The sequence below is a fragment of the Treponema bryantii NK4A124 genome, from assembly GCF_000421345.1.
Lineage (GTDB): Bacteria > Spirochaetota > Spirochaetia > Treponematales > Treponemataceae > Treponema_D > Treponema_D bryantii_B.
On the sequence record NZ_ATWV01000001.1, the window covers coordinates 261404 to 278353 of the forward strand.

Sequence of the window (16950 nt, forward strand, 5' to 3'; positions counted from 1 at the left end):
TTCTTACTCCTTTAGAATATTTATGCACGTTCCCTGATAGAAACGTTTACTTCAATCTTACCACAATCAGAAATAAGAGGAACAATAAGCGCCTCTACACTATCTGTAGTTCCACCAAGTGCTGCAATCTCCATCTTCTGTCCAACAAAGAGAGCCGGTGGTGTAAGATCAAATCTGAATCCAAGTTCATGGAGTTTGGTTACAGCCTGAGCAGTAATAAGGTTAGCAAGCTCACTGATAGTTGCTTTAGCCAAATCATCAAATTCCGGCAGAGTCTCACCGTTCATTGCAGACGCAATATTCAATGCAGTTTCCATTGTCATATCAAAAAGAACACGACCTTCTACATCTCCAGCAAGACCAACCAATGCAGCAACACCCATAACAGGCATAGCAGTTGATTTCAAATACAAATCACCGCGTTTTACCTCTGCGCCACCGAGTACTTCCTGAAGTACACGGAATGAAGTTTCAACAAACGGGTTAATATACTCTACTCGCATCTTAATCTCCTATTTTATTTGCTTAATTAATCCTTTGTATACGCCACAAGCGTACCAAAAGCATTCTCACCAAAGTTAAAGGAATCAGGCATATCTTCGTTTTCTCCGATGATAGCAATTGCATTACCCTTCATTTTTTCAATAAAGTCTGCAACTACAGTATCCTGAGCCTTTTCATCCAGCAACGAAAGAATATCTCGTGCAAAAATAATGTCTACCGAAGGCAGTGCATTAGTATTCTTGCAGTCATGATACTCAAACATAATACTGTCTTTAATATCCTGATTAAAAGTATACTCCCCGTTTGCTTTTTTTGTCAAATAAGGAGAATACCAGTCTGAAGCCAGATTTGCTGGAACTGACATAAGCCCCGCATTAGAAACATTAAGAAGATCGATATCCTGTGCGTAAATTCTTATTTTTGCATCTGGATAACGTTTCTTAAGTACACATGCCAGAGAATATGTTTCCGTACCTTTTCCACAGCCCGGATTCCAAACAACAATCTGCTTAGCAGTATTATCAGGAAGAATCTTGGAAATAGCATCAGCATATTCTTTTGACCACCAGGTATTAGAAAATGGTGACCAGAATGTTTTAAGGAATGAATCAGCATCTTCTGAATTCTGAAGCTGTGTTTTTGAAGTTTCCTTAGACCATTCCAAATATCTGTGCTTTACCCAAGTTGAATTCACTGACGATACAGTGAAATTCTTGTAGGTAAGAAGGCTTTCGCTTATAAACTTAATATCAACGGATGAAGAGTCATCTTCAGAGCTTTTATTGCCGGATATACCTCTGGCAATATCTGAAGGAGATTTAACCATTCCACCCTCTAAAACAGCAGCGGCCTGAGCCTTTGGTACAGGAGCCTGCTTCTGTGGCTGTTTTACAATTTTCTGAGGTTTTTCATAAGGAACTCCTGGAACAGGAGCTTCTGCTGAATCCTTTGATGAGAAGATTCGTGTTATATCGAGTAATACATAAAGTCTGTTATTACTTTCTACTACACCATCAATATATTTTATATTAATATCTCCAAATAAAGGATGTGGAGGCTGAATAGAACTCTTCTGAACTCCAATTACCTTGTCAATCTTATCTACTACAACACCAAACTTCTGATCTTCTACCTGAAGAATAAGCATATTTTCAAGCTTATTTTCATCACGTGGAGGAACTTCGATATTGAAGAAAATTCTTAAATCAAGAATTGGAATGATTTCACCACGAAGGTTATATACACCAAGAACAAATGGAAGTGTATTTGGAACAAAAGTAAAACGTCCGGCTTTGGCAATTTCTTTTACATGCATGATATCGATTGAATAATCCTTATCTGCAAGTGAGAAAGTTACCATCTTAAAATCAACAAGAGCGGCATTTTCTTTTTTTTCTTCAAGCTGCTGGGCAAGCTGGGTTGCAACTAATGTCTCATTTTCTGCATTCATACAAAAACACCTCTATTATTGAGCATATTGTGCATCTTCCTGAGCCTGAGCAAGAAGTTCCTGCTTTACGCCAAGATCAAGAAGCTGACCAACGTCTATAATCAATGAAACCGAACCATCACCAAGAATAGATGCTCCGGCAATTCCAGGAGAGTTGGTGAACTGGTCTTTCAGAGGCTTAATTACAACGTCCTCTTCGCCGATTAAAGCATCTACCATAACACCAATCTTCTTTTCCTGGGTACCAACAATTACAATGTAACATTCATCAGATTTTACTGACTCCGGAATACCGAAGAGGCGTGAAAGTCTGAGAATACTGATAACTTCATTACGAACGTTCAGAATCTCGTAATTATCGATATGGTTAATTTCTGTAATATTAATACACTGACTTTCAATTACGTTTGCAATTGGAATTGAGTAAACTTCTTTTCCAACACGTACGAGCAAGCCCTGAATAATAGCAAGTGTAAGAGGAAGTTTGATAATGAAGGAAGTTCCCTTACCCTTTGCAGAGTTGATGGAAATTGTTCCCTTAAGGTTGTTAATCATTGTCTTAACAACATCAAGACCAACTCCTCGTCCTGAAATATTTGAAATCTTGTCTGCTGTAGAGAAACCAGGCTGCATGATAAGATTGTAAGCATCCTGTTCTGAAACAGCCTTATCCGGATGAATAAGACCACGTTCTACAGCCTTCTTGCGAACCTTTTCTACATCAATTCCGGCACCATCATCTTTGATTTCAATAACAATCTGGTTACCTTCGTTTGAAGCTTTAAGAAGAACTGTACCTGTTTCAGGTTTTCCTGCTGCTGCACGAACCTCTGGAGTTTCAATTCCATGGTCTACAGAGTTGCGGACACAGTGCATGATTGGATCGAGAAGATCTTCTACTACTGACTTATCAAGTTCTGTATCCTCACCTTCAATTACAAGGTCAATTTTCTTATTAAGATCTCGCTGTAAATCGCGTACAACACGAGGGAAGCGGCTGAAAATCTGGTTGATAGGAACCATTCGAATCTTCATTACGCCTTCCTGAAGGTCACTTGCAATTGTACCAAGGTTCTGTGTATATGAGCGGAACTTACCTGAAATACCCTTTGCTTCTGATTCATACTCATCAAAAATATTGCTGAGGGAACCATATTCTTTAAGAATATTTTTACGGATATCTACAGATGAAACACCATCTTTAATCTGCTCCATGTAATCAGGAAGCTTATCAAAGAGACTATGGAGTCTTTCTTTGTATTCTGCTTCAATTGACTGGAAGCGGGAAAGTTCTGCTGCATTCTGCATTGCAAGCTGGTTGAATGAAGCTTTATTGATAACAGCCTCTGATACAAGATTCAAGAGGTTGTCGATACGGCGTGAATCTACACGAAGAATTGAGCCCTGCTGAGCATGAGCTGCATTTTCTTTCTTAGGCTCTGCCTTCTTTTCTTCTTTCTTTGGTTCCGGCTTAAGAACATTGTCGTTAAGAATATCTCCAAGAAGTGCAGACTGTTCAGAAGTCATATTTCCAGCCGGTACATCATCAGAAGGTGTGATTGGAGCAGAAGCAGCAGGAGCAGGATTTGGAGCAGCCGGCTTAGCGGCAGCACTTTTAGCTACTGAAGGATCAGCGGCAGTACCTGTTGTATAATCTTCAAGAAGATGAGCATCTGTTATAAGTGTTACATCACTGAGATAAGCACAATCTTCAATTTCGGGACCATCTGCTTCTGTTGCAAGATAATAGAATACATTCTCATAGAACTGGTCTTCATAAAGAGCATCGAAGTCTGGAACTGTCTTAAGCACATTTCCAACATTCTTGAGGGCAGCAAATACCTGAATGCCACCTACTGTATTCATAGGATTATTTTCATCAAATTTAACTGCGATACACCAGAGCTTCTGTTTTCCTTCACAAGTCTGTTTAAGTTCTGTAAACTCGTCTTCTGTAATATCTGGAAGCACCATAGTCTGCGCAGGTGCAGCTTCCGGCTCTGCAGCAGGTGCTGGTGCCGGAGCAGCCTTTGGAGCCGCAGCAGGCTTAGCTTTCGCAGCTTTTGCAGGAGCCTTTCCGCCATTCTGTGGAATATAACCATGAAGTTTTTCTACAATAGAATCAATATTTTCTTCGTAAACACTTCCATTCTGGCGGGCTTCAAGCATTGCCTTAATTACATCTATAGAAGTAAGAAGGAGATCTACAACATCTTCATCTACTTTGAGTCTGTCGGAACGAATCTCATCAAGCACATCTTCTACTATATGTGTAAAGTGAGAAAGCTCCATCATTTCTACTGTTGCAGAACCACCTTTAAGTGTATGCGCTGCACGGAATATCTCATCAATCGCTTCGTGATTTGAAGGATCATTTTCAATAACGAGAATATTACTCTCCAGCTGTTCTACCTGCTGTTCTGCTTCTGCGAAGAAGTCTTTCAACAGTTCTTCGTTATTAGGGTCAAGATAATCACTCATATAGAACTATTATACCTCGAAAATGGCATATTTCAAGCGAAAACGTATTTTTATTGAGAAATTTCTTTTTTGTGCAAATTTGCGTTTTTTCTAATGAAAAAGCCTTTTTCTGCCGATAAAGAAACAGGAGTATTATATTATGAATAAAAAACACTTGATTTTACTGGCGGCAGTTATTTTTATCTCAACAGGACTTTTTGCCGCAACCTCCTTCTCAGGCTATGCGGGCGGCAAGCTCAATTATGCTGCAAATCCGGAAGAAGAAGATTTTGACCCTGATTTAAAACTTCAGGCTTTCTTCGCCGGTCAGTTTAATTTTTCTCAGAACGTATGGAGCCATCTGGAATTTTCTATAGATACAGGTGATTTTTTATCTCAGTCTATTTTCCACGAAACAGAATCATTATTCCAGATTGATGAAATATCTCTTATCTGCAGGGCTAACCTTTATAACAGTGCAAATTATCTCAGTGCTTTTATGGGAACTTATGACCCTATCGGTTCAGACATCTTTCTTCAGAGATATTTTAATATAAAGCCTATTGATTCAAAACTTACAGAAAGTTACCTGGGACTTGCAGGTTCCATTCTCTACCCTCATTTTGGTATTGGAATTTCGGATGTAGTAAAATTATACAGCCAGCCTATTGCCTTTGGCGGCTATGTTTATGTAAATCACGAGGATAAAGATTATTATGTAATTAATACAGATATCCGTTTTGCTAGTGTTTTGAGTTATTTTACCTGCGACTTTGCCTGTGGTCTTGGAATCCCTCTTGCAGATAAATACAAGGGTGAAGATGTAATTATTGCCGTTGAAAAAGCTTACTGGCATGCAGGAACTACAATTCTTTTTGGAAACAGTTTTACAAACTCCCTCTTTATTCAGGCAGGTATTTACAATGCCAGCTTCAGGGCAAAAGAAAGTTCTATTGTAGCTCCGGAAGATGTTTACATACTTCTTGAACCTAGATTTAAGATTAAAAATACTCACTTAAATTTAAGTATATACTCACTTCCTGAACAGACAGTAGCAAAACTTCTTTTAGTTGATGATACACTGGGCATAAATTTTAATTTTTATTCTGAAGCTTCTCTTGCATCTTCAAATTCAATTACATACGGTTCACATCTTAACATTTCATTAATTGGCAAAAACTTTCAGGATTTGAAAGAAATTGCAGACGTAACAAGTGATGACTTAAATATCACTGTTACTCCATATCTGGAATCTCAGTTTCTTTCCGGTCAAATTCACCTTCAGGCTTCCATTCGTCTTATGGATTTTGTCCGCGAACGTCCGGGTCACGCCTTCTCTCTTGACCTTGGCTATCGTACAAAATTCTGATAAAATATTTCAAACTTTAATCTAAGGGATTATAAAAAATGAAAAACATTCAGAACAAGTGGATCCGCGGTGCAATCCCGGCTCTTCTTCTCCACTGCAGTATCGGTACTGTATACTGCTGGTCAATTTTCAGCCAGGAAATTGCAGACTACATCGGCTTTTCAAAGGGCGCTGTAGAATGGGCTTTCAGCTTTGCAATCTTCTTCCTTGGTATGTCAGCTGCCTTCCTTGGTGGCCTTGTAGAAAAAAACATTCACAAGTCTTCTTTGATTGCTTCAATCACATTTGCACTTGGTATGGCCGGAACAGGCTTCTTTATCTGGTACGGTGGAACACACCCTCACAGTGTGCTTTCTCTTGTAGGTATTTACATCAGCTACGGCTTTATTATGGGTATTGGTCTTGGAACCGGCTACCTTTCTCCTGTAAAGACTTTGATGCTCTGGTTTAAGGACAAAAAAGGTCTTGCAACAGGTCTTGCAGTAGCAGGCTTTGGTGCAGCTAAAGCTATTGCCTCTCCTATCATGAGCCGCATGCTTACAGGTCTTGGAGAAGGCGGTGTTTACAAAATGTTCTACATTCTTGCCTGTGTTTACTTTGTAATGATGTTTGTTGGTCACCTTATTCTTGCAAAACCTGAAGGCTGGGTTGAACCACAGACTAAGTCTAAGGACGAAGGAATTATTGCAACCCTTAAGACAGAACCAATTGCTTCTTACATTGGAATCTGGCTTATGTTCTATATCAACATCACTTGTGGTCTTGCCATCATTTCTCAGGAAAAGATGATTGTTAAGTGCGTAGGACTTGGTGCAGCAGCTGGAATCATTTCTACAATTTCTGCTTTGTTCAACGCAGGTGGACGCCTTGGTTTCTCTGCCTGGGCAGACAAGCTTAAGGACCGCAACACAATCTATAAATTGATTTTCACACTTTCAATTGTTTCGACTTTGATTGTTCTTCTTACAAAGGGAATTGCAAACGGTGCCGGAAATACAGCACTTATCATCTTTGTACTTGCCCTGATTTTCATTGTAAACGCAGGTTACGGTGGAGGTTTCTCTAACGTTCCTACCCTCCTTTCTGACCACTACGGAATGGGTAATATTTCTGCCATTCACGGAATTACACTTTCTGCATGGGCATTTGCAGGTCTTACAGGAAACCAGATGGCTTCTTACATTGTAAAGCACACAGGTGCATTTATTGATGTACATGGAGTTCAAGCTAATCCGGTTGGATATCAGAACGTTCTTATCGTAACAACTATTTTGTATGCTGTTGCTATGTGTCTCAGCTGCTTCTTAGTTCGCCCGATGAGCAAGAAGAACGCTTAGAACAGATCCCCGGGTCAAGCCCGAGGATGACACTAATCCAGTAAGATATAATTGGTAATCAGCATAAAGGATTTATCCGGCTGCTGAATACCAGTTACTAAGATTCTTACCTTTCTATAAGAGCCGTCTTTCTTTATGGCACGATAGTCATAAGAATACGGCTTTTTAAATTTCCCGAGAAAAGCTTTTACCGTAATAACCTTAAAACCTGCCCGGTCTTTAGGATGAATGATATTCATGCCTTCTTTTTCTGTCCATGAAAGTACTTCTTTTTCAGAATAACCAGACATTTCAAGAAAAGACTGATTTGCACGTAAGAAACGAGTCCTCATTCCTGTTAGTATGTGTTTGAAGTCAACTTCTACATGTAAAAGACACATTCCTACCTGAGAATTATCCATAAGCATAGCAAGCTGATTATTAGAAAGTTCAAGTGTACTTTCCGAAATCTTTTCGCTGGTTATGTCTTCTGCAAGCAGATAGAAGGAATGCTTATCTCCGTTATGGCTTATTTCCCATATATGATTTTTTATCCAGATAGGGTTCTGTTTTTTATATGTTCTTACTTCAGCATTACAGGTAGCTTCTTCATTTTCAGCCAGAGATTTTTTTACAGTTTCAATAAGTATTTGTGTCGAAGCTTTTCCTACAAGATTTTTCAGATTTCTTCTTACATCAGTAAAAGACAAATCCTGCAGTTCAAAAAGTTTAAGATATTTATGATTTGCCCTTATCAAAACCAGAGCATCATTTTTTTCATCAAATTCAAATATTGCTGCAGGTCCTGTATATTCTTCAAACATAAGACTTTCTGAAGAATCCGGTGTAAGAAATTTTCTTACATCAATCTGACCAAAGGTTCTCGGACGTGCTACTGCAGTATGCTGCCCTGTATCTTTCAATAACTCAAGGAATTCTTCTTCCGACATTGGTTTTGCATATAAAAAGCCCTGGAAAATATTTACACCAATGCCACGTAAAAATTCTGCCTGTTCCTGAGTTTCTACACCTTCTGCAACGGTAATGTATTCGAGCCCCTGCGCCATTCGTACAACATAATTAATAATTGTACCGCCACGTTTCATGCTGTCATCACCCTGCATAAAGCCCATGTCGAGTTTAAGAATATCAATAGGCATATCTTTTAAAGAATTGAGTGATGAATAACCGTTTCCAAAATCATCCATGGCAATTGCATAACCAAGAGAACGCAGTTTTTGAATTCGCGGGATAAGCATATCCTGGTCATTCATGGAAGCACTTTCGGTAATTTCAAAATGAATATATTTTTCCGGTATCTGATACTTTTCTTTCAGTCTCTTAACTATATAGAAAATTTTATCTGTTTCAAGGCTTACTCGGGAAACATTAATTGAAATTGGTACAGGGTCTATTCCGCTATCAATCCAGGAACGAACTATGGCAAACACATTTATCCATATTTCTTCATCCAGGAATCTTATAAAGCCGTTTTTTTCGGCCACAGGAATAAAGGTAGAAGGAGAAATGATATTACCGTCTTCTTCTATCCAGCGGCCCAGGGCTTCCGCGCCGACCAGTTTGTTATTTGCAGCAGAATATTGCGGCTGAAACCAGATTTTGAATTCACCGTTTTTCAAAGCATTCTGCATCTTTGAAGTTATATCAGCCTCTAAATATGTTCTCTGAAGATTTTTTTCTGTAAAAGCAGTAAAGGTATTCTGGACAGAAGAAATATGACTGCACATACAAAGTGTAGCCTGGGTCATGGCAGTCCTCAGACCAACGTCAGGATTTGTAATTCTGATACCAAAATGCATGGTAATAGGGAATGTAATGTCTAATGAACTACAGTCAAAGCTTTTGCAGGATTGTAGTCTCTGCAGGTTATCTACTGTATTTTCCATACATAAAGCAAAAGAACCACCACCAAGCCTTGAGACAATACCTTCTTCTCCAGCTATCTGACGCAGAGTTGCAGCAATCTGCTTTAGAACTGCAGTTCCGGTTTCAAAGTTATATAAATCATTTATAATCTTAAGTTTATTTACATCGCCAACTGCAACAATAAAGTTTTTATCCGGGTTTCTGGCAAAAAGTATTGCTCCCTGTCTGTGGAAGGCAACCGGTGACAAAAGTCCTGTATCAGCATCTGTATTAAGTCTGTGAATCAAAAGATCATTCATGTAGTGTATACAGCTTTCTTTTCGGCTGTAACCAAAAGCAATTGCCTGAGCCATTTCATGGCAGCTGTTATAACCGCAGGAACGACAATTGATGTTCTGCTTTTGAGGGGTATCCTTAAGCATTTCTGCAAAGATTTCGTTTATTGCACTTTGAGGCACTTTAAATTTCTGACAGGAATAATCTGTATAAGAACGCTTAAAATCCTCTGCCCTCAAATACTTAAACTGTTCTGCAAACTCTTTATATAATTTTTCCGGATTTCCGATATTTTTACAGTTTTCAAAAACTCTTTTTTTAATCTTATTTATATTCGTATAAACTTTTTTTACATCAAAGGTCTTATTATCAAAACCCGGACCCGAAATACAGCCAGAAGGACAAGCTGTAACTTCAGAAAGGATTGGATGCACTTCGCTGAACTCTTCATTAAAAAATAAATAGAGGGAACTCATATTACTTTCCGAAAAGCCTTTGAGGGGAATAATATTTTCTGCAGGTGAAAAGAAATATGCTACAAGATCAGAAAAATCTCCGCCTTTAGCAACAAGTGAACCAAAACCTTCTGACTTAAGATCCAGACTTCCCTTATCCTTATAATCTTCCAGCTTGTACCCTTCGAGCCTTTTCATTACCCGGGAAAAAGTAATGTTGTAATTAAGATTTCCACCGGTATTTTCAGAATCAACCTCATCTTTGCTTGCAACACAGGCACTAAGGTAGGCAATCTTATTTGTATCACCGAGATATTTATGTGCGTAAATTGCAGTACAAACAGATGCGGGCTGAACAGGAATAAGCTTTTCAAGCAGGAAAGGATGATATTTTTGAATAACTGTAACAAGTGCCGGGCAGGCATTGCTTATAAACTGACGATCCTTTACAGGAAGCTTACTGGTTTCTTTTATATGCTTTACTGTGAGATACACAGAAATTTCACGGCCATAAGCACCGTCATAAACTTTATCAACTCCAAGAGATTTCAGGCAGCCGATGATTTCTTCGGCATTATCACCATAAAGTCCAAAAAAAGCTGGAGCAAGAACAACAGAAATCTTTTCACCTTTTTCGAGGTCTGTAAAAAAGGCTTCTGTATCATCACGATAATCTCTTGCATTATGAACACATACGTTAATACATTTTCCACAGTCATTACACTTTCTGGAATCTATTTCCATATGTGCAATACCGTTTTTTACAACAGAGACATTTGCTCCCATAAGAGAACAATTACTTATACATTTATTACAGGCAATACATTTATCGTTAGTAAAAATTACACCCTTGTTGTATCTGTCCATATTACCTCATTCAAAAACCAGCAGAACCATTGTCTGGTTCAGATGTATAAAATCCAGTTGTTCTCCATAACCGGAAACCCCAATAAAATGTCCGTAACATCTCAGTTGATTAACAAACTCTCCAAAGCAGTTCTCGCTTTCAAAAAGCATGGTTCTTAAAAAACAGTTTATTGAAATTGAAAATGCTGTATTTTTCATTTGATTTGCTACCCGGTTTGCAGTTTCTTTCCATACACGACGAACATCATCAGGTTCAAGCAGCAGCATTTTCGTGTGATTATATATACGTGAAAAATATGAAATTGAACCATCTTCAAAAAGCTGATCTGCTGAGGTTATATAAATATCTCCGTCTACAAGTCTGCCCATAGGATGCTGAAAGAGATTATCCTTAAGCTGATCCAAAGGCACATTAAGTGTCTGTGCAAGAATTTCTGCGGCCGGTTTATTGTTATATTCAACTACAAGGCGCTCTTCGCAATCTACATAGGTTGCCGTAAATTTATAAGATGTAGGTTTGTATACATTTTCACGGAAGAATCCGATTTTTCCTTCAAGATTATGAATAAAAACAAAAACGCAGCTTTGTTTATAAAGGTCTTTTCCTAAAGAAACAAAAGATTCTCTGTGGTCCGAAGGAGAGCCGGCAGAACCACCGGCAACCCTGATTCCTGTTCCCTCAAGAGCCTCTTCAAAAGTATCGAGAACAAGCTCTTCTCCTTTTCCAAAGGAAGTTACAAATTCAAGACAGCAGGTATTTTCATAAGTTGAAAGTTTATCCAGAGCCTGTTTTATGTGGGCTTTATACATAGAAGGATGCCTGTCTACATCAAAAATAATTCCGGCTGCAACTTCAATTCCGGAATTTATTGCCATTACTGAAGCACCGCAATGACTGTAGCCTTCGGAAGAATAATTAATATATGTTGTAGAACCTATTACGACTGCATCCGGATATCGCTGCTGAAGCTTTTGCGCAAAATACCAGAGCATATCTACTTCTGTAGTAATTATAAGGAGGATTGGCTTTACTTCGTTTGCATCAAGCTGTGTCTGAATTTCTTTGTAAGCTTCTTCGTTTACAGAGCTGGATGTAAGTGCAACAACACACCTTTCCACAAAGCCCCTCCTTTCTATGAACGTTTATTTTCACGGAAGAAAAGCATAAATACTTTAAGAAGAGACGGCATATCTACCGGCTTAACCAGATAAGCATTTACACCGCAATTAAAGGCTTGAGTTTTTTCTTCCGGCAAGGCATCTGCTGTAAGTGCAATAATAGGAATCTGTGCAACCTTAGGGTCTTTAAAGCTTCTGATGATTCTTGTTGTTTCATAACCATCCATAACCGGCATCTGTAAGTCGAGGATAACAAGATCATAAGTTCCCGGCTGATTGTCCCTGAGTTTTTCAATAGCAAAGGAACCGTCAATTGCTTCATCAACGATAAAGTTTTCTTCGCGTAAGGCTTCAACAAGAATTTCGCGGTTAAGCTCATTATCATCAACAACAAGAATATGACGTCCCTTGAAGTCGTAAATAAAGATATCCTGTTCTTCTTCGATTTCTGTAAGAGACGGAATTGAAAGCGGTACAGTAACTGTAAACTCTGTACCTTTTCCAAGCTCACTAGTTACCTCAATTGTTCCACCCATAATTTCTGTAAGGGATTTAGCAATTGTAAGTCCAAGGCCTGTTCCTTCAGCGGCAACAGGAGAAGATTTATCACGGGCAAAAGGCTCAAAGACATGCTCAACAAATTCCGGCGTCATACCACAGCCTTCATCCTTAATATGGAATTCATTTATGATTTTACTTTCATCATCTGAAGAAAGCTGAATTACAGATACAGAAATAGTTCCGCCTTCATAGGAATACTTAACGGCATTACTCATGATATTCAATAAAATCTGATTGAGGCGAAGATTATCGCATGAAAGGACATCTTCATCGAGCATACTGTAATCCAGTTCCAGTTTGAGTTTTTTATGGTCTATTTCGTGCTGAAGAATCTGAGAGACATTATCAATAATTGCATGAATACTGCATACATCTTCTTCTACCGGAGATTTTCCACTCTCAATTTTTGACATATCAAGAACTTCGTTAACGAGGTTCAAAAGATGGCCTGAAGCACGGGAGATTTTTTCCAGACTGTCTGCCAGCTTCTCCGGATTATTCATGTTTTTTTTTGCAATTTCTGTAAATCCAATAATAGAATCCATTGGGGTTCTAATATCATGTGAGACATTTGATATAAAGTCCTGCTTTTGCAAAATAGCTTCATTGGCCTCTCGTATGGACTTTATGATTGTTTTTCTAAGCTTTTCATAAACATAAGTCTGATATCTGAAAATGGATGCAATAATAACTACAACGGCAATCATAGTTATAACCATATCTATGAGTACCGTTTTCATATTATCCATCTTCATAATAATTTCCGGATGATAATATGAATAAATTATCAGGGCAATAAATTCTGTTATACCAATTATAAAAACAGGTATACAACGCTTTCCCTTTATAAGAAGAAATGGAAAGATAAAGCCCAAAAGACACCAGAGAGGCATTCCGCCTTCTATACCGCCAGAAGTAATAAAAAGCCCCGGAAGTACGAAATTATTAAATACAATTGAAAATATTATAACCGAAAGCTGAACATGCTTAAGTTTATTTGCAACCCAAAAGATAATAATAAAAAGAATAAGGGACACAAAGGAGAAAATCTGAGTGTAGATATTCTGCTTCATTATAACAGAGTTTAAACAGGCAAAGCCGACACCAAGAATACCTACAAGAAGGATGATATTGAGAAGTCTGTGCTGTATATCAAACTGTTCGCCAAACAGTCGCCTTACGAATTTATTATCCTTCAGCATATCATTTTATTATAACACCTTTTCAGCAGTTTTACAAAATCATTTTTATGCCATATAATTGATTTTGAAGAGCATCTCCGCTTAAGCGGAGAATGTCAGATGAGGCGAAAAATGCAGAATTCTTTTTATGATGTAAGAATGTGTCCGGAAAATCCTAAATGGGAACAGGCTAATAAGCGCGAGATTCCTATTTACGGCAGAAATAACGAAATTCGAACAGAGTTTGAACGCGATTATACAAGAATTCTTCATTCCCAGGCCTACCGCCGCTTAAAACATAAAACCCAGGTCTTTTTTGCCCCACACAACGACCATATCTGTACCCGTATGGAACACGTTATGCATGTTGCCTCAGTTGCAACAACAATTGCAAAGTACCTGGGCTTAAACGAACAGCTTGCCGGTGCCATTGCTATGGGCCACGATATTGGCCATGCGCCTTTTGGTCACCATGGAGAAGACTGTCTTAACAACCTTCTTGAACAGAAAGAAGGCCACAATGCTCCAAAAAAATTCTGGCATGAACGCAACAGTCTTTTCTTTGCTGATTTTATAGAAACCCTGCCGGACCCTAATGGTTATGAGCAGCCTCTAAACCTTACCTATGCCGTACGAGACGGACTGATCTGCCACTGTGGAGAAATTGACCAGCAGGGAATTAAACCGCGCGAAGAAGCAATTGATTTATACTCAATAAAACGGCCAGGATTCATTCAGCCTTATACCTGGGAAGGCTGCGTTGTAAAACTTGCTGATAAAATTGCTTACCTTGGAAGAGATATCGAAGATGCCCGCGCCTACCATATAATTGATATGGCAGCTTACCGCGAGCTCCGCGAAATTGTAGGCAGCACCCTGGGCTTTGAGCGTAAGGGAGCGCGGGCATTACGGAGCGGCAAAGCAGTAAACACTACAACCCTCATAAACGACCTTATTGTAGACCTTTGCGAACAGAGCAGCCCTGAAAAAGGCCTTTGCTTTTCTGATGAATACTTCCGCTTTATTCTTGAGCTTAAGAAATTTAACTTTGCCCGTATTTACAAGCACTGGAGACTTGGAGAGTTTGCAATATATGCAGAAAACATAATCGGAACTCTTTTCCGCACCCTGCAGAAAACAAAGATTTTTGCAGAAACGGGTCGAGTTAGTCAGGCCCTTCGATTTTACCCTAAGCTCTGTTCAACCTTTGAAGACTGGCTGGTAAAATACACCACCTATCAACCTTTTGACATTAGCCGCCACAGCTTTGTAGACCGAAAATCCGTACTAAAATACAACACACAGCCGGTCTTTGATCTGCACGATAACGAGTCTTATACAAAATGCATAATTGAATTTATTTCGGGAATGACAGATCAGTTTGCAATTCAGGTTTACGAGGAAGTAATTACATTTTAAGTGAAATGGTGGTTTCGATACGACACTTCGTGTCACTCAACCACCGCTTCATACGACACTTCGTGTCACTCAACCACCACTGCACCGGTTCTCTTTAAGAGTTCAATACATTCATTTGGTGGCAGGGGACGACTGTAGAGGAAGCCCTGAATATAGTCTACCCCAGCCCGCTCTACCAGATAATTCTGATTATTTGTTTCAACACCTTCTACAAGAATATTAAAGCCTACTCCCTTGAAAGTACTTACTAAATCAAAGAAAAGACTTACACCCTTCTGGCCTTCTTCCATGGCAAGAACAAGGGAACGATCCATTTTAATAGTAGAAAATGGAAGAGAAATTACGTTTGTAAGATTTGAATAACCTGTACCAAAGTCATCAAGATAGAACTTTACGCCTGCCCGGGCAAGCTCCATCATATGCTTCATAACCAGCTCATAATTATCTATAAAGATACTTTCTGTAATTTCCATAATAATATTTGACGGCGAAAGGTTAAAACGTTCTATTGTTTTCAGAACATTTTGAACAACCTTAGGATTCATCATCTGATATACAGAAAAGTTTATTGAAACTGCATTCACCGTATCACGATTTTCTGAAATAAACTTACAAACCTTTTCAAAGGCAACAAAGCCCAGCATCTCAATAAGACCGCGGTTTTCTGCAACCTGAACAAACTCCTGAGGCGGAATATCACCAAGTTCAGTACCCCGGAGGCGGGAAAGAGCTTCCATATATTCAAACTTTTTATTCTGAATAGAATAGATTGGCTGAAACCATACCTGAAACTGATCTGATTCGAGGTTAAGCTCTCTCTTCAAAATCTTATATATACAGCGCTTTCTCTCCCTGTCAGCAAAAACTGATTCATCACAAATCTGAAGGTTCTTTAACTGTGAAGTCTTAGCCCTTAACAGAAGACTGTTGAGCAAATCCATCATAGACTCGTAATCTTTATCCTCTTTTGAGAACTGCAGTGCTGCTGAGTAAGATTCTATTGGAATAGGAATTACTGAGTTAATATCCGTACAAAGCTTTTTTATGTCATCAAGAATTTCTTTGCTTTTTTCTCTAATTTCATCAACATTACGGCCTATTGCAGCAAGACGATTTATAGAAATAATATAAGCATTACGAGGAAAATGAGTCATAAGGATTTCGCCGAGCTTCAGGTACATCTGATTTAATTCCAGGGCATCAAGGCTGGATTGAATCATATTGATATTTTCAATGGTCATTACATAAAGTACGCCACCGTGCCTCTGCATGGAAATACGTCTTCGCAGGCGGTTTTCTGTCATAAGGCCGGTTTTCAGATTTATTTCCATTGTATATGACTGAATTGTCATATAGGCAAAAAGTACTGATGTAAAGGAAGCAACTCCAGTAAGAAGGATTTTCGGAAAGAAAAACTGAATTCCAACAAAATACAGGGATAAAACAGGATATAATATAAATACCCAGAAAATGCGTCGTGCAATAAGTTTTCTCTGGATTATTACCGTCAGAACGATTGCAAGCCCATATGCCATTGAAAGAATATAAGTAATATTTTTAGCAGGGCCTCTTATATAGCCTTCTGCTTCATCAAAAGAGAAAATCCAGCCTGTTTTTACATTTATAATTACAAATATGAAATAAAGACTCTGAACAATACCAAGTACGCAGTTAAGAACTTTTCTTTTTCTTTTACTTTGAATTGCCATATCACAGACATAAGATGTCATTATAAAAGGGCAAACCAATAAAAAGAAAAAATAAAGTGTAGTTACGAGCATACAGATAAAATGTGAATGCTCACTGTAAGTAGCAATGTTATAAACTGACAGAATATTCAAAAAAGATGCAACAAGTGTTGCACCTGCAGCATAGAGAAAAAAGCGCTGTCGCCTGTCATAAAGGGCATAGGAGAGAAGCGTATTTATACAAATAAGAAAAGCACCCCAGCAGGTTATTATCTCGCCGACGATGTAGTAATCTGAATAACCGAATTCCATTAGTTATATAATAACATAAAATTATAAGTTACGCAAAAAAATATGGTTTCGATACTGCCTGCAGCATACTCAACCATCGGTGGTTG

Annotated in this window: 10 protein-coding genes; 3 read left to right on the forward strand and 7 right to left on the reverse strand. The window is 38.6% G+C overall.

Features of this window, described 5'->3' with window-relative positions; all coding sequences use genetic code 11:
* Nucleotides 1–20: 20 nt before the first annotated feature.
* Genes G626_RS0101130 through G626_RS0101140 form a run of 3 tightly spaced genes read right to left on the reverse strand, consistent with a single transcriptional unit; the run spans nt 21 to nt 4435 of the window.
* Nucleotides 21–503, reverse strand: a complete 483-nt coding sequence (locus G626_RS0101130) for a chemotaxis protein CheX (protein ID WP_022930957.1) — start codon at nt 501–503, stop codon at nt 21–23.
* 26 nt (nt 504–529) lie between these two features.
* On the reverse strand, nt 530–1954 hold the full coding sequence (locus G626_RS0101135) for a CheR family methyltransferase (protein ID WP_022930958.1): 1425 nt from the start codon (nt 1952–1954) through the stop codon (nt 530–532).
* Nucleotides 1955–1969: 15 nt separating this feature from the next.
* Complete coding sequence (locus G626_RS0101140; RefSeq protein WP_022930959.1) at nt 1970–4435, reverse strand: chemotaxis protein CheA; 2466 nt, start codon at nt 4433–4435, stop codon at nt 1970–1972.
* 139 nt (nt 4436–4574) lie between these two features.
* Here G626_RS0101140 and G626_RS0101145 point away from each other — a divergent pair, with 139 nt between their 5' ends.
* Both G626_RS0101145 and G626_RS0101150 read left to right on the forward strand, forming a co-directional pair.
* The gene (locus tag G626_RS0101145) at nt 4575–5783 is read left to right on the forward strand and encodes a hypothetical protein (RefSeq protein ID WP_022930960.1); all 1209 of its coding nucleotides are present in this window, start codon (nt 4575–4577) and stop codon (nt 5781–5783) included.
* 38 nt (nt 5784–5821) lie between these two features.
* A complete protein-coding gene (locus tag G626_RS0101150) occupies nt 5822–7120 on the forward strand; it encodes an OFA family MFS transporter (protein WP_022930961.1) in 1299 nt (432 codons plus the stop codon).
* 32 nt (nt 7121–7152) lie between these two features.
* Here the strand turns inward: G626_RS0101150 and G626_RS0101155 are convergent, their stop codons facing one another.
* The 3 genes from G626_RS0101155 to G626_RS17085 are packed head-to-tail and all read right to left on the reverse strand — an operon-like array spanning nt 7153 to nt 13466.
* Nucleotides 7153–10584, reverse strand: a complete 3432-nt coding sequence (locus G626_RS0101155; RefSeq protein ID WP_022930962.1) for an EAL domain-containing protein — start codon at nt 10582–10584, stop codon at nt 7153–7155.
* 6 nt (nt 10585–10590) lie between these two features.
* On the reverse strand, nt 10591–11703 hold the full coding sequence (locus G626_RS0101160) for an FIST signal transduction protein (protein WP_022930963.1): 1113 nt from the start codon (nt 11701–11703) through the stop codon (nt 10591–10593).
* Nucleotides 11704–11717: 14 nt separating this feature from the next.
* Nucleotides 11718–13466, reverse strand: coding sequence for an ATP-binding response regulator (locus G626_RS17085; RefSeq protein ID WP_022930964.1), 1749 nt, complete (start codon nt 13464–13466; stop codon nt 11718–11720).
* Between the two features lie 111 nt (nt 13467–13577).
* Between G626_RS17085 and G626_RS0101170 the strand changes: the two genes are divergently transcribed.
* Entirely contained in the window at nt 13578–14864 is a 1287-nt protein-coding gene (locus G626_RS0101170; protein WP_022930965.1) for a deoxyguanosinetriphosphate triphosphohydrolase family protein, read from the forward strand.
* A 65-nt stretch (nt 14865–14929) separates the two neighbouring features.
* On the opposite strand, the gene G626_RS0101175 is transcribed toward G626_RS0101170, so the two are convergent.
* The gene (locus G626_RS0101175) at nt 14930–16864 is read right to left on the reverse strand and encodes an EAL domain-containing protein (protein ID WP_022930966.1); all 1935 of its coding nucleotides are present in this window, start codon (nt 16862–16864) and stop codon (nt 14930–14932) included.
* Between the last annotated feature and the right edge of the window lie 86 nt (nt 16865–16950).

Coding starts and splice junctions, on each gene's coding strand:
- G626_RS0101130 (WP_022930957.1), bottom strand. CDS start 503: ATGCGAGTAGAGTATATTAACCCGTTTGTTGAAACTTCATTCCGTGTA.
- G626_RS0101135 (WP_022930958.1), bottom strand. CDS start 1,954: ATGAATGCAGAAAATGAGACATTAGTTGCAACCCAGCTTGCCCAGCAG.
- G626_RS0101140 (WP_022930959.1), bottom strand. CDS start 4,435: ATGAGTGATTATCTTGACCCTAATAACGAAGAACTGTTGAAAGACTTC.
- G626_RS0101145 (WP_022930960.1), top strand. CDS start 4,575: ATGAATAAAAAACACTTGATTTTACTGGCGGCAGTTATTTTTATCTCA.
- G626_RS0101150 (WP_022930961.1), top strand. CDS start 5,822: ATGAAAAACATTCAGAACAAGTGGATCCGCGGTGCAATCCCGGCTCTT.
- G626_RS0101155 (WP_022930962.1), bottom strand. CDS start 10,584: ATGGACAGATACAACAAGGGTGTAATTTTTACTAACGATAAATGTATT.
- G626_RS17085 (WP_022930964.1), bottom strand. CDS start 13,466: ATGCTGAAGGATAATAAATTCGTAAGGCGACTGTTTGGCGAACAGTTT.
- G626_RS0101170 (WP_022930965.1), top strand. CDS start 13,578: ATGCAGAATTCTTTTTATGATGTAAGAATGTGTCCGGAAAATCCTAAA.
- G626_RS0101175 (WP_022930966.1), bottom strand. CDS start 16,864: ATGGAATTCGGTTATTCAGATTACTACATCGTCGGCGAGATAATAACC.